23 protein-coding genes and 3 pseudogenes are annotated in these 23,963 nt (G+C 71.9%); 13 read left to right on the top strand and 13 right to left on the bottom strand.

The window, feature by feature from the left end:
- Nucleotides 1–82: 82 nt before the first annotated feature.
- Nucleotides 83–4,639 carry a polarized growth protein Scy gene (gene scy / locus OG332_RS30585; RefSeq protein WP_327416487.1) on the bottom strand — a complete coding sequence of 1,519 codons (4,557 nt, stop codon included), beginning with the start codon at nucleotides 4,637–4,639 and terminating at the stop codon, nucleotides 83–85.
- A 540-nt stretch (nucleotides 4,640–5,179) separates the two neighbouring features.
- Between scy and OG332_RS30590 the strand changes: the two are divergent.
- A pseudogene (locus OG332_RS30590) lies at nucleotides 5,180–5,416 on the top strand (RNA-guided endonuclease TnpB family protein); the annotation flags it as partial.
- Between the two features lie 54 nt (nucleotides 5,417–5,470).
- Here the strand turns inward: OG332_RS30590 and mce are convergent.
- Nucleotides 5,471–5,899 carry a methylmalonyl-CoA epimerase gene (gene mce / locus OG332_RS30595; RefSeq protein WP_327416488.1) on the bottom strand — a complete coding sequence of 143 codons (429 nt, stop codon included), beginning with the start codon at nucleotides 5,897–5,899 and terminating at the stop codon, nucleotides 5,471–5,473.
- A gap of 135 nt (nucleotides 5,900–6,034) precedes the next feature.
- Between mce and OG332_RS30600 the strand changes: the two genes are divergently transcribed.
- Together OG332_RS30600 and meaB are read left to right on the top strand one after the other, a co-directional pair.
- The gene (locus OG332_RS30600) at nucleotides 6,035–7,234 is read left to right on the top strand and encodes an acetyl-CoA C-acetyltransferase (RefSeq protein WP_327416489.1); all 1,200 of its coding nucleotides are present in this window, start codon (nucleotides 6,035–6,037) and stop codon (nucleotides 7,232–7,234) included.
- Nucleotides 7,235–7,314: 80 nt separating this feature from the next.
- Nucleotides 7,315–8,277 (top strand): methylmalonyl Co-A mutase-associated GTPase MeaB, encoded by a 963-nt coding sequence (gene meaB / locus OG332_RS30605; RefSeq protein WP_327416490.1) that lies wholly within the window; start codon nucleotides 7,315–7,317, stop codon nucleotides 8,275–8,277.
- 172 nt (nucleotides 8,278–8,449) lie between these two features.
- Here the strand turns inward: meaB and OG332_RS30610 are convergent, their stop codons facing one another.
- From OG332_RS30610 to OG332_RS30630, 5 genes are all read right to left on the bottom strand, one after another.
- Complete coding sequence (locus OG332_RS30610) at nucleotides 8,450–9,028, bottom strand: PepSY domain-containing protein (RefSeq protein ID WP_327416491.1); 579 nt, start codon at nucleotides 9,026–9,028, stop codon at nucleotides 8,450–8,452.
- Between the two features lie 117 nt (nucleotides 9,029–9,145).
- Complete coding sequence (locus OG332_RS30615; RefSeq protein WP_327419426.1) at nucleotides 9,146–9,622, bottom strand: MarR family winged helix-turn-helix transcriptional regulator; 477 nt, start codon at nucleotides 9,620–9,622, stop codon at nucleotides 9,146–9,148.
- A gap of 64 nt (nucleotides 9,623–9,686) precedes the next feature.
- Complete coding sequence (locus OG332_RS30620; protein WP_327419427.1) at nucleotides 9,687–10,490, bottom strand: AIM24 family protein; 804 nt, start codon at nucleotides 10,488–10,490, stop codon at nucleotides 9,687–9,689.
- 11 nt (nucleotides 10,491–10,501) lie between these two features.
- Nucleotides 10,502–11,152, bottom strand: coding sequence for an AIM24 family protein (locus tag OG332_RS30625; RefSeq protein WP_327416492.1), 651 nt, complete (start codon nucleotides 11,150–11,152; stop codon nucleotides 10,502–10,504).
- A complete protein-coding gene (locus OG332_RS30630) occupies nucleotides 11,152–11,790 on the bottom strand; it encodes an AIM24 family protein (RefSeq protein WP_030009698.1) in 639 nt (212 codons plus the stop codon). Before OG332_RS30630 ends, OG332_RS30625 begins: the two co-directional genes overlap by 1 nt.
- 187 nt (nucleotides 11,791–11,977) lie before the next feature.
- On the opposite strand from OG332_RS30630, the gene OG332_RS30635 reads away from it, so the two are divergent.
- Both OG332_RS30635 and OG332_RS30640 read left to right on the top strand, forming a co-directional pair.
- Nucleotides 11,978–12,322 carry a DUF3817 domain-containing protein gene (locus OG332_RS30635; protein ID WP_327416493.1) on the top strand — a complete coding sequence of 115 codons (345 nt, stop codon included), beginning with the start codon at nucleotides 11,978–11,980 and terminating at the stop codon, nucleotides 12,320–12,322.
- Nucleotides 12,319–12,456, top strand: a pseudogene (locus tag OG332_RS30640) (thiamine-binding protein); the annotation flags it as partial. The gene OG332_RS30635 and the pseudogene OG332_RS30640, both read left to right, overlap by 4 nt.
- Before the next feature lie 76 nt (nucleotides 12,457–12,532).
- Here OG332_RS30640 and OG332_RS30645 read toward each other — a convergent pair.
- The 3 genes from OG332_RS30645 to OG332_RS30655 all read right to left on the bottom strand — a co-directional run bounded on the left by OG332_RS30645 (nucleotide 12,533) and on the right by OG332_RS30655 (nucleotide 13,573).
- Complete coding sequence (locus OG332_RS30645) at nucleotides 12,533–12,706, bottom strand: hypothetical protein (protein ID WP_327416494.1); 174 nt, start codon at nucleotides 12,704–12,706, stop codon at nucleotides 12,533–12,535.
- A gap of 16 nt (nucleotides 12,707–12,722) precedes the next feature.
- Nucleotides 12,723–12,992 (bottom strand): DUF397 domain-containing protein, encoded by a 270-nt coding sequence (locus OG332_RS30650; protein WP_327416495.1) that lies wholly within the window; start codon nucleotides 12,990–12,992, stop codon nucleotides 12,723–12,725.
- A 350-nt stretch (nucleotides 12,993–13,342) separates the two neighbouring features.
- Nucleotides 13,343–13,573, bottom strand: a complete 231-nt coding sequence (locus OG332_RS30655; protein ID WP_327416496.1) for a DUF7848 domain-containing protein — start codon at nucleotides 13,571–13,573, stop codon at nucleotides 13,343–13,345.
- Between the two features lie 495 nt (nucleotides 13,574–14,068).
- Between OG332_RS30655 and OG332_RS30660 the strand changes: the two genes are divergently transcribed.
- The gene (locus OG332_RS30660; RefSeq protein WP_327419428.1) at nucleotides 14,069–14,647 is read left to right on the top strand and encodes an XRE family transcriptional regulator; all 579 of its coding nucleotides are present in this window, start codon (nucleotides 14,069–14,071) and stop codon (nucleotides 14,645–14,647) included.
- Between the two features lie 53 nt (nucleotides 14,648–14,700).
- A pseudogene (locus tag OG332_RS47910) lies at nucleotides 14,701–14,814 on the top strand (thiamine-binding protein); the annotation flags it as partial.
- Between the two features lie 142 nt (nucleotides 14,815–14,956).
- Here the strand turns inward: OG332_RS47910 and OG332_RS30665 are convergent.
- Entirely contained in the window at nucleotides 14,957–15,988 is a 1,032-nt protein-coding gene (locus OG332_RS30665) for a glycoside hydrolase family 6 protein (RefSeq protein ID WP_327416497.1), read from the bottom strand.
- Between the two features lie 71 nt (nucleotides 15,989–16,059).
- The gene (locus tag OG332_RS30670) at nucleotides 16,060–17,061 is read right to left on the bottom strand and encodes an ArsR/SmtB family transcription factor (RefSeq protein ID WP_327416498.1); all 1,002 of its coding nucleotides are present in this window, start codon (nucleotides 17,059–17,061) and stop codon (nucleotides 16,060–16,062) included.
- A 104-nt stretch (nucleotides 17,062–17,165) separates the two neighbouring features.
- Between OG332_RS30670 and OG332_RS30675 the strand changes: the two genes are divergently transcribed.
- From OG332_RS30675 to OG332_RS30695, 5 genes are all read left to right on the top strand, one after another.
- On the top strand, nucleotides 17,166–18,422 hold the full coding sequence (locus OG332_RS30675) for an MFS transporter (RefSeq protein WP_327416499.1): 1,257 nt from the start codon (nucleotides 17,166–17,168) through the stop codon (nucleotides 18,420–18,422).
- A gap of 21 nt (nucleotides 18,423–18,443) precedes the next feature.
- Complete coding sequence (locus OG332_RS30680; RefSeq protein ID WP_319728205.1) at nucleotides 18,444–18,953, top strand: MarR family winged helix-turn-helix transcriptional regulator; 510 nt, start codon at nucleotides 18,444–18,446, stop codon at nucleotides 18,951–18,953.
- A gap of 86 nt (nucleotides 18,954–19,039) precedes the next feature.
- Complete coding sequence (locus tag OG332_RS30685; RefSeq protein ID WP_327416500.1) at nucleotides 19,040–19,369, top strand: DUF3817 domain-containing protein; 330 nt, start codon at nucleotides 19,040–19,042, stop codon at nucleotides 19,367–19,369.
- 88 nt (nucleotides 19,370–19,457) lie between these two features.
- Nucleotides 19,458–21,158: an acyl-CoA mutase large subunit family protein gene (locus tag OG332_RS30690; RefSeq protein ID WP_327416501.1), complete on the top strand. Its 1,701-nt coding sequence runs from the start codon at nucleotides 19,458–19,460 to the stop codon at nucleotides 21,156–21,158.
- A gap of 60 nt (nucleotides 21,159–21,218) precedes the next feature.
- The gene (locus OG332_RS30695) at nucleotides 21,219–21,674 is read left to right on the top strand and encodes a hypothetical protein (RefSeq protein WP_327416502.1); all 456 of its coding nucleotides are present in this window, start codon (nucleotides 21,219–21,221) and stop codon (nucleotides 21,672–21,674) included.
- A gap of 7 nt (nucleotides 21,675–21,681) precedes the next feature.
- Here OG332_RS30695 and OG332_RS30700 read toward each other — a convergent pair whose 3' ends face one another.
- Nucleotides 21,682–22,302, bottom strand: a complete 621-nt coding sequence (locus OG332_RS30700; protein ID WP_327416503.1) for a TetR/AcrR family transcriptional regulator — start codon at nucleotides 22,300–22,302, stop codon at nucleotides 21,682–21,684.
- 273 nt (nucleotides 22,303–22,575) lie between these two features.
- Here OG332_RS30700 and OG332_RS30705 point away from each other — a divergent pair, with 273 nt between their 5' ends.
- Complete coding sequence (locus OG332_RS30705) at nucleotides 22,576–23,574, top strand: tetratricopeptide repeat protein (protein WP_327416504.1); 999 nt, start codon at nucleotides 22,576–22,578, stop codon at nucleotides 23,572–23,574.
- Nucleotides 23,575–23,963: the final 389 nt, after the last annotated feature.

The raw sequence follows: 23,963 nt of genomic DNA on the forward strand, positions 1-23,963 counted from the left end.
CCTTTTGAGTGGCAAGGCGACAGAATGCTTGTCACTCGTTCGCCTGAACCTCCATCAGGTGGACACACCCCCGTGCGTTTGGCTACCCCTCTGACGTCTTGCCACCCGAACGAGTGGACCCCGCAGTCACTCCGGCCTTCACGCCCCCCGCGCCCTGACCGCCGACCGCCGGCTTTCCGCCGCCCGAAGGCGCCTCGAATGATTCCAACGCCTCAAGAACGTCCTGGACACGGGAGATCTCCGCCTGAATGTCCTCGCGCCGGCGCACCAGAACCTCCAGCTCACGGCGGCCCTCCTCGACGAGGCGTTCGGCCTCCGCCGTGGCCTGCGCGAGGGTCTTCTCGGCCTCCCGGGTCAGCTCCGCCTTCTTCTGCTCGGCCTCCTTGAGCAGCGCCTCCGCCTTGCGCACCGCAGCGATGCGCACCTTGCTCGCCTCGCTGCTCGCGTCCGACACCAGGGCCTTGGCCTTCGCCTCGGCCTCGACGCTCTGCTCGGTCGCCGCCCGCACCAGCTTGTCCACGCGCTCGCCGGCCGACTTCATCTGCTCGGCCGACTCCCGGCGGGCCCGCTCGTGCAGCTCCTCGACCTCGCCCTCGACGCGGCCGCGCAGCTCCTCCGCCCGCTCCCTTATGGCGGCCGCGTCCGTGCGCGCGCCCACCAGCAGCTCGTCCGCGTCCGTACGGGCCTTCTCCACCATGGAGTTGCCCTCGACGGTCGCCTCCGAGGTGATGCGCGCCGCCTCCTTGCGCGCCGCGTCGACCATCGCGTCGGCCTGCTCCTCGGCCGCCGTGGTGGCGGCGAGGGCCTGCTTCTGGGCATCGGTCGTGAGCTTGTCGGCCTCCGCGGAGGCCTCCGTGATGAGCCGGTCGACCTGCTCCGCAGCCTCGCTGCGGCGCTTGTTGGCCGCCTCGCGGGCCTCGTCCAGCAGCCGCTCCGACTCCGTACGGGCCTGCGCTCGGGTGCGCTCGGCCGCGGTCGCAGCCTCCGCCTTGACCCGCTCGGCCTCCGCCCGGGTACGGGTCGCGTGCTCCTGCGCCGAGGACAGCGCCTCCGAAGCGTCCGCACGCAGCCGCTCGGCCTCGCCCGCCGCCTCGCCGACCGTGCGCTCGTTCGCCTTGCGGGTCTCGGCGGTGAGCTTGTCGGCCTCGGACGCGGCCTCGGCGATGAGCCGGTCCGCCTGCTCGGCCGCCTCGGTGCGCAACCGGTTCGCCTCGGCGCGCGCCTCGTCCAGCGTCTGCTCGGAGTCCCGCTCCGCGCTCGCCAGGGTCTCGTTCGCCGCGACCGTGACGCGGTCCGCCTCCGCGGTGGCCTCGCCGATGATCCGGCCGCCCTCCGCGCGGGCGTCGTCCAGGACCCGGTTCGCCTCGGCGCGCAGCCGGTCGGCCTCCGCCGCGGCCTCGCCCACCGTGGCCTCGTTGGCCACGCGGGTCTCGTCGATGAGCCGGTCGCCCTCGGCACGCGAGTCGACCATGATCCTCGCGGCGTCGCGCTCGGCGCTCGCCAGCGTCTCGGCCGCCTGCGCCTTGAAGCGTGCCGCGTCGGCGCCCAGCCGCTCGGCCTCCGCCTTGGCCTCGCCCACCGTGGCCTCGTTGGCCGCCCGGGTCTCCTCGATGAGCCGGTCGGCCTCCGCCGAGGCCTCGGTGATGAGCCGGTCGACCTGCTCCGCGGCCTCGGTGCGCAGCCGGTTGCCCTCGGCGCGGGACTCGTCCAGGGCCGTGGCGGCCTCGACGCGGGTGGCCTCCGCCGCCTGCGCCGCCTCGGCGGTGATCCGCGAGGCCTCGGCCTCGGCCTCGGCGACCGTGGCCGCGTTCGCCGCGAGGGTCTCCTCGGTGAGCCGCTCGGCCTCCGCCGTCGCCTCCGCCGCGATCCGGGCGCCCTCGGCGCGCGCGGTCTCCAGCGACTCCGCCGCCTCGCCGCGGATGCGGTTCGCGTCGTCACGGGCATCGGCCCGGGTGCGCGCCGCGTCCCGCTCGGACGCCGCCAGGGCGTCGGTGGCCTCCGTACGCACCCGCTGCGCGTATTCGGCGGTGTCGCTGCGCAGCTGTTCCGCCTCGGCGATCGCCTCGCCGACCGTCCGCTCCGCCAGCGCCTTCGCCGCGTCCGTCTCGGCGCGCGCCTCGCTGCGGATCCGGTTGGCGTCCTCGGTGGCCCGCTCCCGCTCCGCGTAGGCGTCGGAACGGACCCGGCCCGCCTCCTCCTCGGCCTCCGTCTTCGTACGCTCCGCCGCGTGCTCGGCGGCGTTGCGCAGCCCGGCGATCTCCTCCTCGGCCTGCTCGTGCAGGCCCGCCACGGAGTCCCGTACCTGCTGGGCGGTGGCCTCCGCCGCGGACACCAGCTCCGACGCGCGCCGCTCGGCCTCCTCGGTCAGGCGGGCCGCCTCGGCCTGCGCCTCCTCCGAGCGGCGGCGGGCCGCGGCCAGCAGCTCCTCGCTCTGCTCGCGGGCCTGCGCCCGCTCCTGCTCCGCGTCCGTCCGGGCCGACGCCAGGGTCTCCTCGGACTCCCGGCGGCGCCGGGCGGCCTCCTCCTGAGCGGCGGCCAGCGCCTCCGCGGCCTCCTCGGCGACCCGCTCGGCCGCCGCCTTCGCCTCGGCACGCAGCCGGTCCGCGGTCTCCTGCGCCTCCGAGCGCACCCGCTCGGCCTCGGCCTCGGCCTCGCCGCGCAGCCGTACGGCGACCTGCTCGGCCTCCGCGCGCACCCGCCCGGCGTCCTGCGCCGCGTCGGTGCGCAGCTGGTCGGCCTCCGCCTCGGACTGCGACTGCAGGGTGCGGATCCGCTCCGCCGACTCGGCGCGCAGCCGGTCGTTCTCCTCCGACGTCTCCCGCCGGATGTTCTCCGCCGCCGCGCGGGCGTCGCGCAGCGTCTGCTCGGCCGTCGTCAGCCGGCTCTCGGCGTCCGTGTGCAGCCGTACGAGCTCCTCGTCGGCCTCCGCCCGCCTGGCGGCCACCGCCTGCTCGGTCTCCTCGCGCCGCGCGAGGGCCGCCGCGTCCGCCTCGGCGCGTACGGCCTCGGCCTGCTCCTCGGCCTCGGCGCGCAGCCGCTCGGCCTCGGCGCGGGTCCGCTCCAGGGTCTCCTCGGCCTGCTTGCGCAGGGTGCCGGCCCGCTCCACGGCCTCGGCGCGCACGCGCTCGCTCTCGGCGGTCGCGCCGCCGCGCAGCTCGTCCGCGTCCGCCTTGGCCTTGCCGAGCAGCTGCTCGGCGGTCCGGGCCGCCTCCTCGATCTGCTGGACGGCCTCGCGGCGGGCCTCGCCGCGGATCCGCTCGCCCTCGGCGACGGCCTCCGCGCGCAGCTGCTCGGCCTCGCCGCGCAGCCGTCGGGCCTCCGACTGGAGCTCGACCGTGCGGGCCCGGTACTCCTCGGTGTCGTCCTTCGCCGCGCCCTTGAGCTCGTCGGCCGTGGCCGCCGCCTGCAGGCGCAGCCGGTCGGCCTCGGTCTCGGCCTCGCGGCGGATCCGCTCGGCCTCCTCGGACGCGGCCCGGGTGGTGGCCCGGGCGTCCTCCGAGGCCTTGTTCAGTACGTCCTCGGCGGTGCGGGCGGCCTTCGCCAGCTGCGCCGCCATGTCCTCGGCGGCGGCCGTACGGGCCTGCTCGCCGGCCTCGGTGCGCTGCCGCTCGGCGTCCGCGCGGGCGTCGGCCAGGGCCTGTTCGGCCTCCGTCTTGAGGGCCTCGGCCTCCTTGGTGGCCTGCCCGACCAGCCGGGCGACCTGCTCCTTGGCGGTGCGCGTGCGCTGCTCGTTGACGGACTCCGCCGACGCGAGCTGGCGGGCCGCGCTCTCCTTGGCCTCGGCGAGGACCCGCTCGGCCTCGGCCCGGGCCTCGCGCAGCGCGGACTCGGCCTGCTGCGCGCGGGACTCGGCCACCCGGCCGAGGTCCATGGTCTGCTGCCGGGTCTGCTCGGCCTCGGCGGAGGTGGTGGAGCGCAGCCGCTCCGCGTGCTCGGTGGCCTCCTGGGCCTGCGCGGAGGCGGCGGTCAGCAGCCGCTCGGCCTCCTTGCGGGCGCGCAGCAGGGTGGCTTCGGTCTCCGCGCGGGCGGCCTCGGCGTCGGCGGCCATCCGGCGCCGGGTCTCCTCGGCGACCCGGGCGGCCTCGGCGCGGGCGGCGTTCAGGGACTGCTCGGCCTCGGCGCGGGACTCCTCCATGAGCCGGCGCGCCTGGGACTCCGTACGGGCGCGCAGCTGCTCGGCCCAGGCCACGTTCTCGTTGACGTGCGCCTCGACGGTCTGGCGGCGCTCGTTGAGCTCCTGGTCCAGCCGCTGGCGGCGGTTGACGGCCTCGGCGTGCAGTTCCGCCTGCAGGCGTGCCTGGTGCTCGGCGTGCTCCTGGAGGATGCGCTGGGTCTGTGCCCGGGCGTCGCGCAGTTCGCGCTCGGCGTCGGAGCGCATCTGATCGGCCTGGATCTGGGCATTGCGGAGCAGCTGCTCCGCCTGGTAGCCCATGTCCGCGCCGTCGTAGGCAGGGCGGGACGCCAGGGATCGGCGTACCTCATGGAGCTTGGCGCGCAGCACCTCGACCTGGTACCCCAGGTCCTCAGCGTGCTGGACGGCCTTCCCGCGCTCCTTCTTCAGCCGCTCCATCTCGGCTTCGAAGCGCGAGAGATGGTCGGCCCCGGCCTGATGGCTCTCCTGGCTTTCGTAGCCCCGCACAGCGCGGTCCCATCCGTCCCCTGGTCGCAAGCTCACTCCCAAATGAGCATCGCTCGCCCGCTGAACGACGCCCCCGGGGGAATGGTGTCAGATACCGGGGCAGGGGTCACAGGCCCCGACCCCGTCTCCGCACCGAACCCCGGCCGAGCCATGGCCACTCTACCTGTGGCCTCGCCCACCGCCCGGCCCTCAGGGTGAAGCTCCGAGACACCCCGGTTCGCAGCGCGGACTGCCGGAACTTACCGGAGTCGTGCGGGTGCGCGTTGTATCGCCTGCCGGATCTGTTCCCACCTGGCGCCCGTTTCGGGGTTCACATCGGTTGGTGGTATTTCCTGTGCTGTAGTGGTGTTTATGGGTGGGGGCTCGGGGAAAAGGCAAGAGCGGCTGTCAGGGCATCGGGCCCGGCTGGTGCTGTCGTCGACCCTTGCCCCGGGGTGGATGAACGAGCACACGCGGCGAGCCACGGCCAGTGGCCGACGGCCAGGGAACGGGCCGAACTCCTGCACCTTGAGCGGCATGGCCCAGTCCGCCAGAGGCACCGTGGAAGCGCCGGGGAGCAACGTCTCGCAGACGTCCTGTGGTCACACCGCTCCCGGCAGCCGGGAGTCCCAGGCTGTGTTCGTGTGCAAGAACCCCTGCTGCGGCTGGTCCGGCAACACCGACCAGAACGCGGCACGGAACGTCTTGCACCTGTACCGGATCGGCCTCGCGGCGATCCCGGCTGCCGGGAGGGCAGTCGTCAGGCGCGCCGGTCGCGTCAAACCTGCCACCGCGAGGTGGGCAGGAGTCTCCCCGTTCACGGGAGAGAACTTCAGCGGCCGGGGAATCGGGTCAGTGGTTCGGGTTGGAGGTGACCAGTTCGGTGAGGACGCCGTGGCAGTCCTTGGGGTGCAGGAAGGTGATGGAGGAGCCCATCGAGCCCGTACGGGGCTGGTCGTAGAGGACGCGGACGCCCTTGCCGCGGATGGCCTCCGAGTCGCCCTGGACGTCCTCGGTTCCGAAGGCGATGTGGTGGACCCCCTCGCCGTTCTTGGCCAGCCACTTGCCCACCGCGGAGTCCTCGCGGGTGGGCTCCAGGAGCTGGAGGTAGGAGGCGCCGCCGTCGGACGTCTCGTTGATCTTCAGCATGGCCTCGCGGACACCCTGCTCCTCGTTGACCTCGGAGTGGAACACCTCGAAGCCGTACGTGGCACGGTAGAACTCGACGGTTTTGTCCAGGTCGAAGCAGGCGATCCCGATGTGGTCGATTCTTGTCAGCATGGTGACAGTGCACCGCCGAAGGGGGCGGTCACGCAACGTGCGCGCGATCACACCGGCAGCCCGGTGACCGCTGCGGTACCGCCCAGTACATTCACGTAAACCCTCGTTCACTCCTCATCCAAGGGGCTGTGCCTCATGTCCGGATCGAACAACACCACTTCTGTGATCGTCGCCGGGGCCCGCACGCCCATGGGGCGGCTGCTCGGCTCGCTCAAGTCCTTCTCGGGTGCCGACCTCGGCGGCTTCGCCATCAAGTCCGCGCTGGACCGGGCCGGAATCTCCGGCGACCAGGTGCAGTACGTGATCATGGGCCAGGTGCTGCAGGCCGGCGCAGGCCAGATCCCCGCCCGTCAGGCGGCGGTCAAGGCCGGCATCCCGATGAACGTCCCCGCCCTCACCATCAACAAGGTGTGCCTCTCGGGCCTCGACGCGATCGCGCTCGCGGACCAGCTGATCCGCGCCGGGGAGTTCGACATCGTGGTCGCGGGCGGCCAGGAGTCCATGACCAACGCACCGCACCTGCTGCCCAAGTCCCGTGAGGGCTTCAAGTACGGCGCCATCGAGATGCTCGACGTGATGGCCTACGACGGCCTCACCGACGCCTTCGAGAACATCGCGATGGGCGAGTCGACCGAGAAGCACAACACCCGCCTCGGCATCGAGCGCGCCCCGCAGGACGCGTTCGCCGCCGCCTCGCACCAGCGCGCCGCGGCCGCGCAGAAGAACGGCGTCTTCGAGGCCGAGATCACCCCGGTCGAGATCCCGCAGCGCAAGGGCGACCCGGTGGTCTTCTCGTCGGACGAAGGCATCCGCCCCGAGACGACCGTGGAGTCCCTGGGCAAGCTGCGCCCCGCCTTCGCCAAGGACGGCACGATCACCGCCGGCACCTCCTCCCAGATCAGCGACGGCGCGGCCGCCGTGGTCGTGATGAGCAAGGCCAAGGCCGAGGAGCTCGGCCTGGAGTGGATCGCCGAGATCGGCGCCCACGGCAACGTGGCGGGCCCGGACAACTCCCTCCAGTCGCAGCCGTCCAACGCGATCCTGCACGCCCTGAAGAAGGAGGGCCTGGAGGTCTCCGACCTGGACCTCATCGAGATCAACGAGGCCTTCGCGGCGGTCGCCGTCCAGTCAATGAAGGACCTCGGGGTGACCCCGGAAAAGGTGAACGTCAACGGTGGCGCGATCGCCCTGGGCCACCCGATCGGCATGTCCGGTGCCCGTGTGGTGCTGCACCTGGCGCTGGAGCTGAAGCGCCGCGGCGGCGGGGTCGGCGCGGCCGCGCTGTGCGGCGGCGGCGGCCAGGGCGACGCGCTGATCGTCCGCGTCGCCAAGTAGGCACAGCCAGGCCGCCGGGCCCCGAAACGGGGCCCGGCGGCTCGCACGTACCCGTACGAGAACCGAGGAGCGCAGCACGTATGACGGCGGTGGACGTCCCCCAGCTGGTGGCCCAGGCGCGTGAGGGCCGGCCGAGAGCGGTGGCCCGGCTGATCTCGCTGGTCGAGGGGGCGTCCCCGCAGCTGCGCGAGGTGATGGCCGCGCTGGCCCCGCTGACGGGCGGGGCGTACGTGGTCGGTCTGACCGGCTCGCCGGGCGTCGGCAAGTCGACCTCGACCTCGGCGCTCGTGTCCGCCTACCGCAAGGCCGGCAAGCGGGTCGGCGTCCTCGCCGTCGACCCCTCCTCGCCCTTCTCGGGCGGGGCACTGCTCGGCGACCGGGTCCGGATGTCGGACCACGCCTCCGACCCGGGGGTCTACATCCGCTCCATGGCCACCCGGGGGCACCTGGGCGGGCTGGCGTGGGCCGCCCCGCAGGCGATCCGGGTACTGGACGCGGCCGGCTGCGAGGTGATCCTGGTCGAGACGGTCGGGGTCGGCCAGTCGGAGGTGGAGATCGCCTCGCAGGCCGACACCTCGGTGGTGCTGCTGGCCCCCGGGATGGGCGACGGGATCCAGGCCGCGAAGGCGGGGATCCTGGAGATCGGCGACGTGTACGTCGTGAACAAGGCGGACCGGGACGGTGCGGACGCGACGGCCCGCGAGCTGAACCACATGCTGGGGCTGGGGGAGGCGCGCGGCCGGGAGGACTGGCGGCCGCCGATCGTCAAGACGGTGGCGGCGCGCGGGCAGGGCATCGACGAGCTGGTCGAGGCGCTGGAGAAGCACCGGGCGTGGATGGACGCGCGGGGGGTGCTGGCCGAGCGGCGCGCGGCGCGGGCCGCGCGGGAGGTGGAGACCATCGCCGTGACGGCGCTGCGGGCGCGGATGGCGGACCTGCGGGGCGATGCGCATCTTGATGCGCTGGCCGCCAGGGTTGCCGTGGGCGAGCTGGATCCCTATGCGGCTGCGGATGCGTTGCTGGCCACGCTGACCGAGGTGTGAGTCCGGCCTGAGGCTGGGGCTGAGGTGGGGGCCGGGTGCGGCTCCGTTGCCGGGGCTCCGCCCCGGACCCCGCGCCTCAAACGCCGGCGGGGCTGAAGACCGGGGCTCCGCCCCCGACCCCGCGCCTCAAACGCCGGCGGGGCTGGATTGTGCCCGGTGGGGTTGGAGGGGGTCAGTTGGTGTCGTCGGTGGTGTCGTCGCCGTCGTCCGAGTCCGAGCCGGACTGGGTGACCTTGCCCGTGGCGTGGTCGACGTGGGCGTTCCAGGTCTTGCCGTCGGAGGACCTGACCTCGACGTCCCAGTAGTGGGCGCCGCCGTCCTCGTCGTCCTCCCAGCTGACGGACCAGACCTGCCCGGGGTGGGCGGCCAGGGCCGCCTTCATCGCCTGTTCGGCGGTGACCTTGGCGGCGAGCAGATCCTTGTGCTCGGTGGCGTTCTCGTCGGTGTCGCGGTTGAGTTCGGTGACCGTGCCGTCGGCCGCCACTTCCAGTTCGGCGTGGCCCTTGCCGTCCTTGCTGATCACGTCGACCTGCCAGACGGTGCCGTCCTCGTCGAGGGACTCGACGACGCCCGGGTAGTGCTTCAGGGCCGCCGCCGATGCCTCCTCGGCCGTCTCGGCGGCGGGGACGGCGGCAGCGGCCGTGGTGACGGTTCTCGCCGTGTCGGCGGATGCCGCTGTCGCGGCCGCCACCGGGCCTCCTGCGATCAGGACGACGGACGCGGCCGCAGAGATGTACGTGGTGCGCTTCATGGACGGACCTCCTCAGGCCGGCCATGGCGCTTACGGTTGCCCGGCGGCGGCCGGCAGCGGGCGGATACCGCCCATTGTCCGGCCCACCGCCGTGCGGGGCGCGTGGAGTACCCGGGGTCAGACCTTGCCGCGGGTGCCGCGCAGGTGCTCCGCCACCGGGGTCAGCGAGGCGCGCAGCGCCGCCAGGGCCTCCGGCGGCAGCAGGTCGATGAAGTGCTGACGGACGGACGCCACGTGGTGCGGGGCGACCTTGCGCATCGTCTCCATGCCCTCCTCCGTGAGGACGGCGTACAGGCCGCGGCGGTCGGACTCGCAGTTCACCCGGCGGACGAGGCCCGCCGTCTCCATGCGCGTGATCTGGTGCGACAGTCGGCTCTTGGACTGCAGGGTGGCGGTGGCGAGGTCGCTCATGCGCATCCTGTGGTCCTGCGACTCCGAGAGGTTCACGAGGATCTCGTAGTCGTTGTTGGTGAGTCCGAAGGGCTGGAGATCCTTTTCCAGCTGGTGCATCAGCAGTCTGCTGACGTCCAGGTGGGTGCGCCAGGCGCACTGTTCGGCGTCGGTCAGCCAGCGGGTGGCCGTCTCGGTCTCCATGGTCTCCATGAATGAACTCTACCTAAAAAGTTGAATTACGTACAAAGATCGGAAGTCTTGGGTGTCACAGTCCGAGGCGGCGCTGGAGATCACCCAGCTGCCCCGGCATCCGCGGTACGCCCAACTGTCCCATCGGACCTTGACCGGCCCCGGGAACGCCCTGGGCGTTGCCCGTGGCCGCTCCGGCGCCGACCGCGCCGACCGCCTGCTCCGCCATCAGCATCTCCGACGATTGCAGCAGCACCGTCCCGGCTCCGACAAATTCGAACTGGTGTTCCTCGCCCGAGCTGCCCCCGATGCCGGTCAGCGAGCGCAGGCCGCCCAGCACGCCCGACATGTAGCCGTGGTCGTAGTGGTGGCACGGCGAGGGGCAGTCCGCCCAGCCCACCAGCGCCTGCGGGTCCACGCGCAGCGGCGGCTCCATGAACACCACGGGGCCGTTCGACGCCGCCACGAACTTGCCCGTGCCGATCAGGGTCAGGAAGCCCGGGACGATCGACTGCTTCAGCGCCAGGGAGGGCTGGTAGGCGAGCAGGTTGCCCGACCGGATCGTCAGGTTGCCGTTGTCCAGGTCGTACGAGTTCACGTCGAAGGCCCGGTCGGCCAGCAGCATCTTGCCCGAGCCCTCGGCGACCACCCAGTCACTGGCGTGCAGCGGCGAGTGGAAGCTGGTGCGCAGCAGGCGGTCGAAGCGTCCGTTGCCGATGCCGTTGAACTCGATGTGCCCGTAGTACGAGATCATCTTGCCCTTCTGCAGGAACCACTGGCTCCCCTTGAGCTCCACGCAGAAGGTGTACGCGTTCACGTTGTCGTCGGAGGGCAGCGTGTACGGGTCGAAGACCGTCGGGCCGCCCGGGCCGCCGGTCACGGGGCCAAAGTTCACAGCTTCTCCTCGGAGGCCTGTACGTACACCGCGCCCTGGCCGGACAGCTCCAGCTGGAACGCCTCGCCCGAGCCGCGCCCCACCATGTCCCGCCAGCCGAGCGCGGTGGAGAGCTTGTTGCGCACGTCGCCGTGGTGGGCGACGTACGCCTGCGGGTCCACGTGGACCGGGCGCTGCGGGGTGATGGGGAGCTCGATGACCCCGCCGTGAGCCATCACGGCGACCGAGCCGTGGCCCTTGAGGGTGGTGGTGAACAGGCCCTGGCCGGTCACCTGGCCGCGGACCATGCCCATGACCCCGCCCTGGGAGCCCATGAACATCGTGCCCTGCTGGAGGGTGCCGTCGAAGGCGAGCAGCCGGTCCGCCTCGACGTAGAGGGTCTCGCCGGTCAGGTTGATCACCTGGATGTGGTGGCCGCCGTGGCCGAACATCACGGTGCCGCTGCCCTCGACCGTCATCAGCGGGGTCTGCTCGTTCGCGACCCGGCGCCCGATCATGCCCATGACCCCGCCCTGACCGCCCGTCAGGCTCGGGGTGAAGGAGACCTCGCCGCGGTACGCGAGCATCGCGCCGCGCTGGCTGAACATCTTCTGGCCCGGGACGACCTGAGCCTCGACCATCTTCGAGTTGATCTCGCGGAACGGCATCAGATGTCGCCCCCGACGGTGTTGCGCTCGCTGGGCTGCACGTAGACCAGGCCCTCGCCCTCGAAGCGGATCTGGAACGCCTCGCCGGAGCCCTCGCCGATCAGTGTGCGGAAGTTCACACCGGACTGGAAGGACTGCTGGAGGTTGCCGGTGTGCGCGATGTACGCCCCCGGGTCGACGGAGAGCGGGTACTGGGCGCTCACGCGCAGCACCACCGCCGGACCGTCCGACATGATCGCCGCCTGGCCGGAGCCCTCGACGGTCGTGGTGAAGAGACCGTTGCCCGTCGTCGCACCGCGCAGGCCGGTGAAGGTGGTGCCGGTCCGCAGACCGGCGTCGGTGCACAGCAGGTTGCTGGACTCGACGTAGAGCTTCTCGCCGCGCAGATTGACCAGATTGATCTCACTGGCGCGGTCGGCGAAGAAGCAGGTGCCGTGCCCCTGTACCTCCATCACCGTCATCTGTTCGCCGGTCAGCCGGCGGGTCACCATGCCGCGGAGGCCTTCGCCACCGCCGGTCATCTTCTTGAAGGCCATCTGCCCGTCGTACGCGACCATGGAGCCGTTCTTCGCTTTCACGGCATCCCCGGTCAGGTCGACGGCCAGCACCTTGCTGCCTTGGAGTCGGAACTGAGCCACGGGAAGACGTTATCGGCACCGGGCGAACCCGAACAGAGCCCCGTGGCCGATATATGCCACACCCGGTCGGTATGGGCGCGATGCCGGGCGATCCGGGCCCCTGCGGGCGGGGGAGGGGCCGGGTCAAGATCCCGCAAAGCGGCTGAGATACTGGAACCGACCCAGGCCTCCACCCCGAAGGTTGAACGTGGACATCAAGACCGCCTCCGCCCTGCACCGTCTGCGCCTGATCTCCGTTCCGGAGGCACTGTCGTTCCCGGCCCTGCTGATCTTCGGCTCCCTGCTGAGCCGGGTCTCGGACATCGACTACCTGATGATGCCGCTCGGTGCCATCCACGGGATCCTGTTCCTCATCTACGGGCTCCTCCTGGTGGACGTCTGGAGCAAGGCGAAGTGGCCGGTGAAGAGGGTCCTGCTGTTCTTCGCCCTCTCGCTGGTGCCCTTCGGCGGGCTGTACGGCGACAAGCTGCTCAAGCGGGAAGAGGCCGACAGCGTGGTGGCGGCCCGCGCGCGACAGGCGGCGCAAGCATGATCGTCGCGTTCTCGGTGACCCCGCTGGGGGTCGGCGAAGAGGCCGGCGAGCACGCCGCCGCCGCGGTCCGGGTGGTCCGCGAGTCCAGACTGCCGAACCGTGCCGACGCCATGTTCACCACCGTCGAGGGCGAAAGAGTACAGCTCTGAGGCCGTAGCGGTACGCCCCGCCCGACTGACGCGCGCAGCGACAGGAGGACGGGGCGGCTGATCAGTGTTTGCGCACCGAGTAGGGGGCGCGGGTGTTCGTGAAGCGCTCCAGTCGCCCAGTCCCCGCGCAGACCTCCGGGGAGGCCCGGTAGAACCAGCGGCAGGAGAAGCACCAGACAAGCCCGTTCTCGGGGTCGGTGGTGCTGTCGTTGCCGCAGTGCGGGCAGGGCTCCACGGTGCGCCTCCAGGGGTCAGGCTCCGAGGTCGTATTCTCCCGCGCGGATGGCCTCCACGAAGGTGTTCCACTTCTCGGGGGTCGTCTCGATGACCACGCCGGGGGCGGCGCTCTCGCGGAGGGCGACGATGCCGGGCACGTTGGTGGCCACCTCCATGCAGTTGTTCACGCGGGGGTCACGGCAGGCGGCCGCGCTGATGAACTCGAATTCGGGTCGCTGGGGCATGGTGCTGATCCCTTCGTCGTACAGCGGGGAGACGGTCCCCGCACCGTCGATCACGTGCACCCCGCCTCCATTACGGGCGAGGGGTCTCGGGGTTCCAGCGAGCCAGTTCGCAGTGCAGGCATTCGCAGGGCGGGAATGTGTCTCCCCAGCCGTCCCAGTAGCCCTCACGGCGGAAGCGCGCCACGTCGACCGGGTCGCGCACCAGCGGGCTTACGGGCTCACCGGACCGGAAGACCAGGACGGGGCCGGCAGAGTCCCCGGTAACCACGCGGACCGTCAGTCGTGACCGGCCACTCATACGCCCCACCCCCGATCCGCAATGGCTGCAACGGTGACGAAGACCACAGCGCCGATCGTCACGACGATGCCGCACGCCCGCTCTGAGTCGTCGCCTTGGTGCTCTTCGTCGGTCACTGGACACGCTCCACCACGGCGACTTCCGAGAACTCCCGGAGGAAGGTGATGTGTCCCGTGCGGCCCGTGTGCTCAATGCACATGTCAGTGCACACGTCCGCGTTCCCGGTCGGCGCGGAGGCCCAGCGGCAGTCAGGGTTCAGGCACCGTGCCGTTGCCGTGGTCTCCGCCGAGGGGTGGCGGCGCATGACGTAGCTGACGTATCGGAGCACGGCTCGCACGGTCATGCTTCCCCCTGGCCGTGCGGGTGGTTGCGCAGTTCCGCGTTCTGCGTGGCCATCGAGGGACGGTCTCCGACTTCCCGGGCGATCTCTCGGGCTGTGTGCAGCGCGAGACACACGCCGCAGCCGCTCACAGGCACCGGTTCGAGCGGATCGATTCGTGCCGTCTGCCATGCTGCTGCCGTGGCCATGCCGCACCCCTCCGTGTCGTCTGCCGGACGGTGCGATGCTGGCCCACCATTGAGGACGTATCTCCCCCCGTTGTGCGGACAGTTGAGACGTCCAGTAGTAGAGTCCAAGAAGGCCCAAACGTCCCTGAGGGAGCCCTTGAACACGGCATTACGAGACGCTATGGCGGAAGCGAATGTGTCTCCCCGACAACTCGCATCCCGAGTGGGCGTCACTGTGAAGAGCGTGGAACGCTGGATCGCTGATGAGAAGCTCACGCCGCACGCGCGAAACCGGCTCGATACGTGCCGGGTGTTGGGAGTGGACGAAGACATGATCTGGCCCGAGGCAGTGACCACCCGCGTCAAAGTCGGCAACGATCGGGAGCTGGTCCACTCCTACCCCTACCGGTCTGCCTGTCCCTCCACCGTCTGGACCCGACTGGTCAACGACACCACCAAGGAGATGCTCCTCAGCGGGTACACGAACTACTTTTTCTGGACCCAGGTCCCGGACTTCGCCGGCATCGTCCGCCGGAAGGTCGAAGGCGGGTGCCGCGTGCGGTTCCTGATCGGAGACCCAGAGGGGGAGATCACCCGCCAGCGCGAGATGATTGAAGCGGCTGCGCTCACGGTCTCCACGCGCATCCGGATCACCTTGGAGCACCTGAACCACCTTGGGCCCCTGGAAGGGCTGGAGGCGAGATTCAGCGCCGAGTCAGATGCCGTGAACCATGTGGGTCTGAGCGTCTTCCGGTTCGATGGTGACGCGTTGGTCACAGCCCATCTGGCCCGTGTCATCGGGCATGACTCGCCCATGCTCCATCTCAGGCGCCAGGGCGACGGCGGGATGTTCGACAGATTCCGGGACCACGCCGAAGAGCTGTGGGAGCGGGGAGTCCCGGTCCACTAGGGACGACTCGACTGGCACCGCCTCTGACACCCGTACGCTGGTTCGGCTGCCATGCGGGTGCGCCCGCCCGACGCCTTGCGGAGACCTCCCCACGCCGCGAGTGGGACGATGTCATGGACGTGGTCAGGCGTGCGGTGGCCGCCGTCGAGGGACCTGCGGTTCGCGTCCATCCACTACCTCCCGCAGGCCGAGGGCGCGCCCCAGCGGTTCCGGTACGCGATCCGCGTGCTGCCCTTCGTGTCCGTCGACGGGACCGGCGTCTGCGCGGGGGAGCGCCGCCGGCCCGACGGGATTCGCCCCCGTCCCGGCTCATTCGCGGGCGCGGCGGGCCAGACCCAGGGCGTAGTCCGGCCACCAGGTGCCGGCCGTCGGGCCGCCGCGGCAGGTGCCGTCGGATTCGCCGGGGCGCTTGATCCACAGGTAAGCGTCGACGAGCGGGTCGCCCGTGCGGTCGGTCGGCGGGGTTCCGAGGGCGCGGCCCGGCGGGTTGCACCAGGCCCGGGCGCGGTCGCCCGGCAGTGGCCCGGCGCCGCTGCGGCCGGTGTCGATGACGAAGTGTCTGTTCCCGGTCCGTTCGGAGATCTTGGCGCCGTACGCCCGCGCGGCCGCGTCGGGCCGGAAGCCGGAGACGTTGACGGCGAAGCCGTCCGCGTGTTCCAGGCCCGCCTTGGCGAGGGGCGCGACGAGGTCCGTCGGGTTCTCGACCGAGGCCGGACCGCCCGCGTCCAGGTAGACCTTGGTGTTCGGGTTCCGCTTGAGCCGGTCGACGGCCTCGGAGAGCAGCCGGTAGCGCTCGGCGTGGTGGTCGGCCGGAGTGCAGCCGTCGACGGTGTGCGCGACGGCGCCGGGCTCCAGGACGACCAGGGCCCGGGTGCTCCCGATGCCGTCGGCGAAGGCGCCGATCCAGTTGCGGTACGCCCGGGCGTTCGCGGCGCCGCCGGCCGGGTGCTGCCCGCAGTCGCGGTACGGGATGTTGTGCGCGGCGAGCAGCAGGGTCCGCCCGGTGGCCCGGGCGCCCGCCGCGGCCCGGCGGATCTCGGGGCCCGGGTCGCCGCCCGGCCCCCACAGGGCCATCGGCCGGTCCGCGATCCTGCGCAGCACCTGTGCGTCGCTGTTGCGGCCGGCCGCCTCCCAGGCGGCGACCTGCCGGGCGGCCCTGCTCTGCGGGTCCACCCAGTACGGGGACTCGGCGTCGGCCGCGACGGGAGCAGGGGCCCGGGCCGGGGCGGCGGGGCTCCCCGGCGCGGGTGCGGGCCCGCCCGAGCAGGCCGGGGTGGCGGCGAGCAGCAGGAGGAGGCCGAGGGCGGACTGGAGGCGGCGGCTGGGGGCGGCGGGGGGCATCCGGCTTCCTCGGGACGAAGGGTCGGGCAGCGGACCGGGATATCGTGACATAACGGTCAGTTGTCGTCCTCTTACGACACCGTGGGGTCACCGGTCGCGAGGGCGATGGCCAGGGGCGTGCGCTCGTAGAGGACCTGGTGGCCGTGGCGGGCGGAGATGAGCAGGCCCGCCGCGTGCAGGATCCCCAGATGGGCCGAGACCGTGGACGGGGCCAGGCCGAGCCGGTGGGCCAGCGCCGTCGTGGAGGACGGCTCGTCCAACGCGCACAGCACGTCGGCCCGGGCCGGGCCGAGCAGGCGGGCGAGCGCGGCCGGGGTGTCCTCCCGTACGGGGGTCCACAGGGCGCCGATTCCGCGGGCCGGGTAGACCACGGTCGGCTGCCAGGGCGGGTCGAAGCCGCCCGCGATACCCGGCCAGATGAAGGCGCTCGGCATGAGGAGGAGGCCCTGGCCGCCCAGGACGCGCTCGTGGTGACTGCCGGGCCGCTCGATGGTCAGGGTGAGGGAGGCGGCGTCCCAGCGGAGGTCCGGGTGCAGACCGTCGAAGAGCGAATCCAGCCCGCCGGCGGCGAGGCGGCGCGTGTGGAAGAGGATGTCCGCTTCCAGCAGGGCCCGCAGCCGCGGCCAGTGCGGTTTGATCAGGACGCTCCAGGCCTGCTCCAGCAGATCGGCCAGATCGTGCACCGCCCGCGCCGGATCGGCGAGCAGGGCCCGGCCCGCTTCGCTGTCGAGCGCGCCCGGCGTGCAGGCCAGGGCCTTGCGCATGTCCTCGCGCGCTGCGGCCGGATCGGCCGCGCGGATCAGGGCGAGCTCCTCCTCGAAGGTGACGCCGGGTCCGCCCGGCGGCGGGCTGATGAAGTCCGTACTGTGCCCCCGGCGCGGCATCAGAAGCCACAGCGGCCGCAGGTCCAGCCCGTCGGCGGCGGCGCGGATCCGCTGCAGCCAGGGCAGGTGGTAGCCCTGCCGGTCCGGGCGGCCCAGGGTGCGGACCGCCTCCTGTGTCTCCCACGCGGGGGACAGCGCGAACCGGCACCGCAGCAGGTCCCGGTGCCCGAACCGATGGTGCAGGCCCATCCCGGCCCCTTTCCTCACAGGTCTCCGCCCTCGATATTCGGGCTCAATATTCGGGCACGGACGAATCTCTGGGGCGCCGCGCCCACCGCGCGGACGCTGGGCCCATGCCAGCCCACACCCAGGAGCCCGGGCGGTCCACGCCGTCGCCGGGCTACCGCTCCGTCTTCCGGACTCGCGAGTTCCGCCCCGTCTTCGCCGCGCACCTGATGTCCGTGCTCGGTGTCGTCGTCGCCGAGATCTCCCTCACCGTGCTCGTCTACCGTGCCACCGGCTCACCCCTGATGAGCGCGCTCACCTTCGCCCTGGGCTTCCTCCCTTACGCCCTCGGCGGGACCCTGCTCGCCGGGATCGCCGACCGCCACCCCGCCCGGCGGGTGCTCGTCGTGTGCGACCTGGTCTGCGCGGTCTGCGCGACGGCCATGATCCTGCCGGGCACCCCCGTCGCCGTGCTCCTCGCCCTGCGCTGCGCGATGGCCTTCGTGGCGCCGCTCTTCCAGGGCACGCGCAACGCCTCCCTCGCCGACATCCTCGGCCCCGGCGACACCTTCGTCCTGGGCCGCTCGCTGCTGCGCATGGTGGCCCAGAGCGCCCAGCTCGTCGGCTTCGGCCTCGGCGGGCTGCTGCTCACCCTGCTCGCGCCGAGCGGGGCCATCGCCCTCACCGCTGCCGGATTCCTCGGTTCCGCGCTGCTGCTGCGCCTCGGCACCCGCAGCCGGCCCGCCCGCACGAGGACCCGCACCTCCCCGCTCGCCGGGATGCGCGCCGTCCTCGGCCGGCGCCGGCTGCGCGCGCTCACCCTGCTGTTCTGGCTGCCGCCGGTCTTCATCGTCGTCCCCGAGGCGCTGCTCGCCCCGTACGCCGACGGCATCGGCGCCGGCCCCGCCGTCCTCGGGCTGCTGATGTGCGCGATGCCCGTCGGCACCATCGTCGGCGAACTCTGGGCCGGCTCCGCACTCACCGCCCGAACGCGATCGCGGATCGTGGCCCCGCTCGCCGCCGCCGGTCTGCTGCCGCTCCTCCTCTTCGCCGCCCGGCCGGGCGCGCCCCTCGTCCTGGCCGCGCTGCTGCTCGCCGGCCTCGCCCACGCCTACACCCTCGGGCTGGACCAGTGGTACGTCGACGCCGTGCCCGACGAGCTGCGCGGACGTGCGATGACCCTGCTCAGCACCGGCCTGATGACCCTCCAGGGGGTGGGCATGGCCCTGGCGGGCCTGGCCGCAGAATTCCTGCCGGTGCACGCGGTCGTCACCGGATCCGGGATCCTCGGCACGGCCGTCGTCCTGCTGCTCCTCGCCGAACTCCGGGCAGCCGCCCGCCAGGAGGAAGGACTGAAGGATGAGACGCCCCTCGCCGCGAAGTGACCTCCCGGTAGGGTCGGACCCGTGCCCAAGCCGCTCAGCCTTCCCTTCGACCCCATCGCCCGCGCCGACGAGCTCTGGCAGCAGCGCTGGGGGCCCGTGCCCTCGATGGCCGCGATCACCTCGATCATGCGCGCGCACCAGATCCTCCTCGGCGAGGTCGACGCGGTCGTCAAGCCCTACGGGCTGACCTTCGCGCGGTACGAGGCCCTGGTGCTGCTCACCTTCTCCAAGGCCGGGGAACTGCCGATGTCGAAGATCGGCGAGCGGCTGATGGTCCACCCGACGTCGGTGACGAACACCGTGGACCGGCTGGTGAAGTCCGGGCTCGTCGACAAGCGGCCCAACCCGAACGACGGCCGCGGCACCCTCGCCTCCATCACCGAGAAGGGCCGCGAGGTCGTCGAGGCGGCCACGAAGGACCTGATGGCGATCGACTTCGGCCTCGGCGCCTACGACGCCGAGGAGTGCGCGGAGATCTTCGCGCTGCTGCGCCCGCTGCGGGTGGCCGCCGCGGACTTCGACGAGTCCTGAGGAGCCCCGGGGCGGATCCGAGGCACGTCCCGCGATCCCCGGGGCCGCGTCAAGATCGAGCAAAACGGACGGTTAGGCTCGTCCGCATGAAACGAAGCGTGCTGACCCGCTACCGCGTCATGGCCTACGTGACCGCGGTCATGCTCCTGATCCTTTGTGCCTGCATGGTGGCGAAGTACGGCTTCGACACCGGCGCCGGCCTGACCTTCGCGGTCTCGCAGGCCCACGGCGTCCTCTTCATGGTCTACCTGGTCTTCGCCTTCGACCTGGGCTCCAAGGCCAAGTGGTCCTTCGGCAAGCTGCTCTGGGTGCTCGTGTCGGGCACGATTCCGCTGGCCGCCTTCTTCGTCGAGCGCAAGGTCCGCGCCGAGGTGGAACCGCTGGTCAGCGACTCGCTCGCGACCGCCGAGGCCTGATACGAGGCGAACGTCACCCACCCCCGGGGCGACTCCCCGGGGGGTTGCCCATCGACATTTACTAGGACGTCCTAGTAAATTCATGGGTATGGATGCTGACGCCATCGAGGAGGGCCGCCGTCGCTGGCAGGCCCGGTACGACAAGGCCCGCAAGCGCGAGGCCGATTTCACGACGCTCTCCGGAGATGACGTCGACCCCGTGTACGGGCCCCGGCCCGGCGACGCCTACGAGGGGTTCGAGCGCATCGGGTGGCCGGGGGAGTACCCGTACACCCGCGGGCTCCACGCCACCGGCTACCGCGGGCGGACCTGGACCATCCGTCAGTTCGCCGGATTCGGGAACGCCGAGCAGACCAACGAGCGCTACAAGATGATCCTGGCCGCCGGCGGCGGCGGGCTCTCCGTCGCCTTCGACATGCCGACCCTCATGGGGCGCGACTCCGACGACCCCCGCGCCCTCGGAGAGGTGGGCCACTGCGGCGTCGCCATAGACTCCGCCGCCGACATGGAGGTCCTGTTCAAGGACATCCCGCTCGGTGACGTCACGACCTCGATGACGATCTCGGGCCCGGCCGTGCCCGCCTTCTGCATGTACCTGGTCGCCGCCGAGCGGCAGGGCGTGGACCCCGCCGTCCTCAACGGCACGCTCCAGACGGACATCTTCAAGGAGTACATCGCCCAGAAGGAGTGGCTCTTCGAGCCCGAGCCGCACCTGCGCCTCATCGGCGACCTGATGGAGTACTGCACGAAGGGCATCCCGGCCTACAAGCCGCTCTCCGTCTCCGGCTACCACATCCGCGAGGCCGGGGCCACGGCCGCGCAGGAGCTCGCCTACACCCTCGCCGACGGTTTCGGGTACGTGGAGCTCGGACTCTCGCGCGGCATGGACGTGGACGCCTTCGCGCCCGGGCTCTCCTTCTTCTTCGACGCGCACCTCGACTTCTTCGAGGAGATCGCCAAGTTCCGCGCCGCCCGCCGCATCTGGGCGCGCTGGATGAAGGAGGTCTACGGGGCGAAGAGCGAGAAGTCGATGTGGCTGCGCTTCCACACGCAGACCGCCGGCGTCTCCCTGACCGCGCAGCAGCCGTACAACAACGTCGTGCGCACCGCGGTGGAGGCCCTCGCGGCCGTCCTCGGCGGCACCAACTCCCTGCACACCAACGCCCTCGACGAGACCCTCGCCCTGCCGAGCGAGCAGGCGGCCGAGATCGCCCTGCGCACCCAGCAGGTGCTGATGGAGGAGACCGGCGTCGCCAACGTGGCGGACCCGCTGGGCGGTTCCTGGTTCGTGGAGCAGCTCACCGACCGCATCGAGGCCGACGCCGAGAAGATCTTCGAGCAGATCAAGGAGCGCGGCCTGCGCGCCCACCCCGACGGCCGGCACCCCATCGGGCCGATCACCTCGGGCATCCTGCGCGGCATCGAGGACGGCTGGTTCACCGGGGAGATCGCCGAGTCGGCCTTCCAGTACCAGCGGTCCCTGGAGAAGGGTGACAAGCGGGTCGTCGGCGTCAACGTCCACCACGGGTCGGTCACCGGGGACCTGGAGATCCTGCGGGTCAGCCACGAGGTGGAGACCGTCCAGGTACGGGAACTGACGGCGCGCAAGGCGCGGCGCGACGACGCCGAGGTCACCGCCTCCCTGAAGGCCATGCTCGACGCCGCCCGCGACGGGTCGAACATGATCCCGGCCATGCTGGACGCGGTACGGGCCGAGGCCACGCTGGGCGAGATCTGCAACGTCCTGCGCGACGAATGGGGCACGTACACGGAGCCGCCGGGCTTCTGAGCCCGCCCGGCAGGACACCCCTCGGGGACCGGCCGGTCATGGAGCCCCTACGGTGGCGCCATGACCGGCCTTCCTGTCCCCGTACGGGGCGTCAGCGCACGCGTGGTGATGAACAAGGGCGGCTGCGGGGGCTACTGCGCCCACCTCGCGGCCGACTTCGAGCCGCCCGGCCCGGACGGCCGGACGGAGCTGGTGAACCTGGTCCCGGACAAGCGGCTGCCGGCGGAGTTCCTCCCGGCCGTGCGGGCGGGGATCGAGCTGGGTCTGGACGGGGTCGCGGCCGCCGTACTGCTCACGGACGGGGGCGTGTACGAGGCGGACGCCTGGGACATCGGCTACCGGACGGCCGGGGCGGAAGCCGCCCGGGCCGCCCTCGTCGCGGCCGGACTGCGGCCCGCCGAGGAGGCGGACGCCCTGCGCTGGGCGACCTGGCCGGGCCGGCTGCGGCCCTGGCCCGGCCACAACTCCCGGTCCGAGGAGCTGTACGGGCGGATCCGCCGGGCGGGGCCCCGCTGAGGCGGGCTCAGGCCGGCGCCGGCCCGCGCAGGCCGTGCATCAGCAGGGCCGTGAAGGTGGCCACCCAGAGCTCGTCCACGGGCTCGGAGCTCACCAGGGCGCGGTGCACCACCGTGCCCGCGATCACGTCGAAGATCAGGTCCGTGGTGCGGCCCGCGAGGGACTCGTCCTCCTCGTACGGGAGTTCGCCGCGGGCCTGGGCCCGTTCGCGACCCAGTACGACGAGACGTTTCTGCCGGTCCACGATCGCGGACCGGATCCGGTCGCGCAGGGCCTCGTCCCGGGTGGACTCGGCGACGACCGCCATCAGGGCGGTACGGGCTTCCGGACGCCGCAGCAGCGCCGCGAACTGCAGGACCACGTTCTCGATGTCGGCTTCGAGGGACCCCCGGTCGGGGAGTTCGAGCGCGTCGAAGAGCTCCGCCACCGCGTCGACGACCAGCTCGTTCTTGCCCGCCCACCGCCGGTAGAGGGTGGTCTTGGCGACCCCCGCGCGGGCCGAGACGTCGCCCATCGTCAGCTTCGACCAGCCCAGCTCGACCAGCGCGTCCCGGGTCGCGGCGAGGATGGCGGCGTCCGCGGTCGCGCTGCGGGGGCGACCGGTGCGGCCGGGGCTGGGGTTGCGCATGGCCGAGACCATACCCGTCGGTAGCCGAGGCGGCCGCTGTGGTTCAGATCACGGGACGCGGAAGGGCCCGGACGGCCTCCCGGAGAGTTACGCTACGGCTCGTAGCGTAAGAGCGACAACCACGCGAACGGCTACAGGCGCCAGGTGGGGACCCGGTGCCGCACGGCAACACGACCAGCAACACGACCAGCATCACGATCGCGACAGACGGCCGGTACGGCCAATTCACGCGATCTTTTTCGTCGGCGCGCGCACACGGGGGAGGATGTACGCATGCAGCCCAGAAACATGTCCATGAGCGGCGTCGTCGACCTCGCCGCGGTGAAGGCGGCCGGTGATGCCAAGGCCAAGGCCGAGCAGGCCCGAGCCGAAGCGGCACGCCAGGCCGGCCAGGGTGGCGGGGCGGGCCCGTCCGCCGGTGCGGTACCGCCGTCCGCGCTCGTCATCGACGTAGACGAGGCCGGCTTTGAACGCGATGTGCTCCAGCTCTCCGCCGAGGTTCCGGTCATCCTGGACTTCTGGGCCGAGTGGTGCCAGCCCTGCAAGCAGCTCAGCCCGCTGCTGGAGCGTCTGACCGTCGAGGCGAACGGCCGGCTCGTGCTGGCCAAGGTGGACGTCGACGCCAACCAGATGCTGATGCAGCAGTTCCAGATCCAGGGCATCCCGGCCGTCTTCGCCGTGATCGCCGGCCAGGTGCTGCCGCTCTTCCAGGGCGTGGCCCCCGAGCAGCAGATCCGCGAGACCCTGGCCCAGCTGGTGCAGGCCGCCGAGGAGCGCTTCGGGATCATCGGCATCGAGGTGGACCCGAACGCGGAAGGCGCCGCTCCGGCCGCCGCGGCCGAGACCCCGGCCGGCCCGTACGACGCGCTGCTGGAGGCGGCCGTCGCGGCGCTGGACGCCGGTGACCTGGGCGGCGCGGTGCAGGCGTACAAGAACGTACTCGCGGACGACCCGGCCAACATCGAGGCCAAGCTGGGCCTGGCCCAGGCCGAGCTGCTCGCCCGTGTCCAGGACATGAACCCGCAGGCGGTGCGCACCGCGGCGGCCGAGAACCCGAAGGACCCGGCCGCGCAGATCGCCGCGGCCGACCTCGACCTGGTCGGCGGTCACGTGGAGGACGCCTTCGGTCGCCTGGTGGACACCGTGCGCGTCACGTTCGGTGAGGACCGGGACGCCGTACGGCTGCGGCTGCTGGAGCTGTTCGAGGTCATCGGCGCCGACGACCCGCGGGTGTCCGCGGCGCGTACGGCGCTCGCCCGGGTGCTCTTCTAGGCCCGCTCCGGCCCGCTCCGGGCGGCCGACGATTTGTTGACACGTAGATAAACAGCGGCCGCGCTTTGCCAAAACTTGGCAATCGCGGCCGCTGTTACTCGCAGTAAATCGAACCCCGTGAACTGTCCGGTGTGTTCGCCATTCCCCCGTTCTGTCGTGGCCCTGGGTGACACCCTGTGTTGCTACCCGACCGCGACAGGTCGCATCCAGGTTATCTGGCCGTTACCCGCCAGTAACGAACCCCCTTGTGCCCCGGCCGGGAATGGACCACGATCGGCGACGCTCGGTCCTTCCCGCAGAGCCGCTCACTCGGAGCCGCGGTGAAGGGTCCCCACCGAGCCGGCCTGTGGCAGTGGCACCGGCCGTGGGACAGGGGGGTCTCTGCCACA

It is taken from the genome of Streptomyces sp. NBC_01233 (assembly GCF_035989305.1).
Lineage (GTDB): Bacteria > Actinomycetota > Actinomycetes > Streptomycetales > Streptomycetaceae > Streptomyces.

Coding starts and splice junctions, on each gene's coding strand:
- OG332_RS30690 (WP_327416501.1), top strand. CDS start 19,458: ATGGATGCTGACGCCATCGAGGAGGGCCGCCGTCGCTGGCAGGCCCGG.
- OG332_RS30625 (WP_327416492.1), bottom strand. CDS start 11,152: ATGCCGTTCCGCGAGATCAACTCGAAGATGGTCGAGGCTCAGGTCGTC.
- meaB (WP_327416490.1), top strand. CDS start 7,315: ATGACGGCGGTGGACGTCCCCCAGCTGGTGGCCCAGGCGCGTGAGGGC.
- OG332_RS30700 (WP_327416503.1), bottom strand. CDS start 22,302: ATGCGCAACCCCAGCCCCGGCCGCACCGGTCGCCCCCGCAGCGCGACC.
- OG332_RS30600 (WP_327416489.1), top strand. CDS start 6,035: ATGTCCGGATCGAACAACACCACTTCTGTGATCGTCGCCGGGGCCCGC.
- mce (WP_327416488.1), bottom strand. CDS start 5,899: ATGCTGACAAGAATCGACCACATCGGGATCGCCTGCTTCGACCTGGAC.
- OG332_RS30610 (WP_327416491.1), bottom strand. CDS start 9,028: ATGAAGCGCACCACGTACATCTCTGCGGCCGCGTCCGTCGTCCTGATC.
- OG332_RS30675 (WP_327416499.1), top strand. CDS start 17,166: ATGCCAGCCCACACCCAGGAGCCCGGGCGGTCCACGCCGTCGCCGGGC.
- OG332_RS30660 (WP_327419428.1), top strand. CDS start 14,069: ATGATCTGGCCCGAGGCAGTGACCACCCGCGTCAAAGTCGGCAACGAT.
- OG332_RS30705 (WP_327416504.1), top strand. CDS start 22,576: ATGCAGCCCAGAAACATGTCCATGAGCGGCGTCGTCGACCTCGCCGCG.
- OG332_RS30685 (WP_327416500.1), top strand. CDS start 19,040: ATGAAACGAAGCGTGCTGACCCGCTACCGCGTCATGGCCTACGTGACC.
- OG332_RS30670 (WP_327416498.1), bottom strand. CDS start 17,061: ATGGGCCTGCACCATCGGTTCGGGCACCGGGACCTGCTGCGGTGCCGG.
- OG332_RS30615 (WP_327419426.1), bottom strand. CDS start 9,622: ATGGAGACCGAGACGGCCACCCGCTGGCTGACCGACGCCGAACAGTGC.
- OG332_RS30665 (WP_327416497.1), bottom strand. CDS start 15,988: ATGCCCCCCGCCGCCCCCAGCCGCCGCCTCCAGTCCGCCCTCGGCCTC.
- OG332_RS30655 (WP_327416496.1), bottom strand. CDS start 13,573: ATGACCGTGCGAGCCGTGCTCCGATACGTCAGCTACGTCATGCGCCGC.
- OG332_RS30695 (WP_327416502.1), top strand. CDS start 21,219: ATGACCGGCCTTCCTGTCCCCGTACGGGGCGTCAGCGCACGCGTGGTG.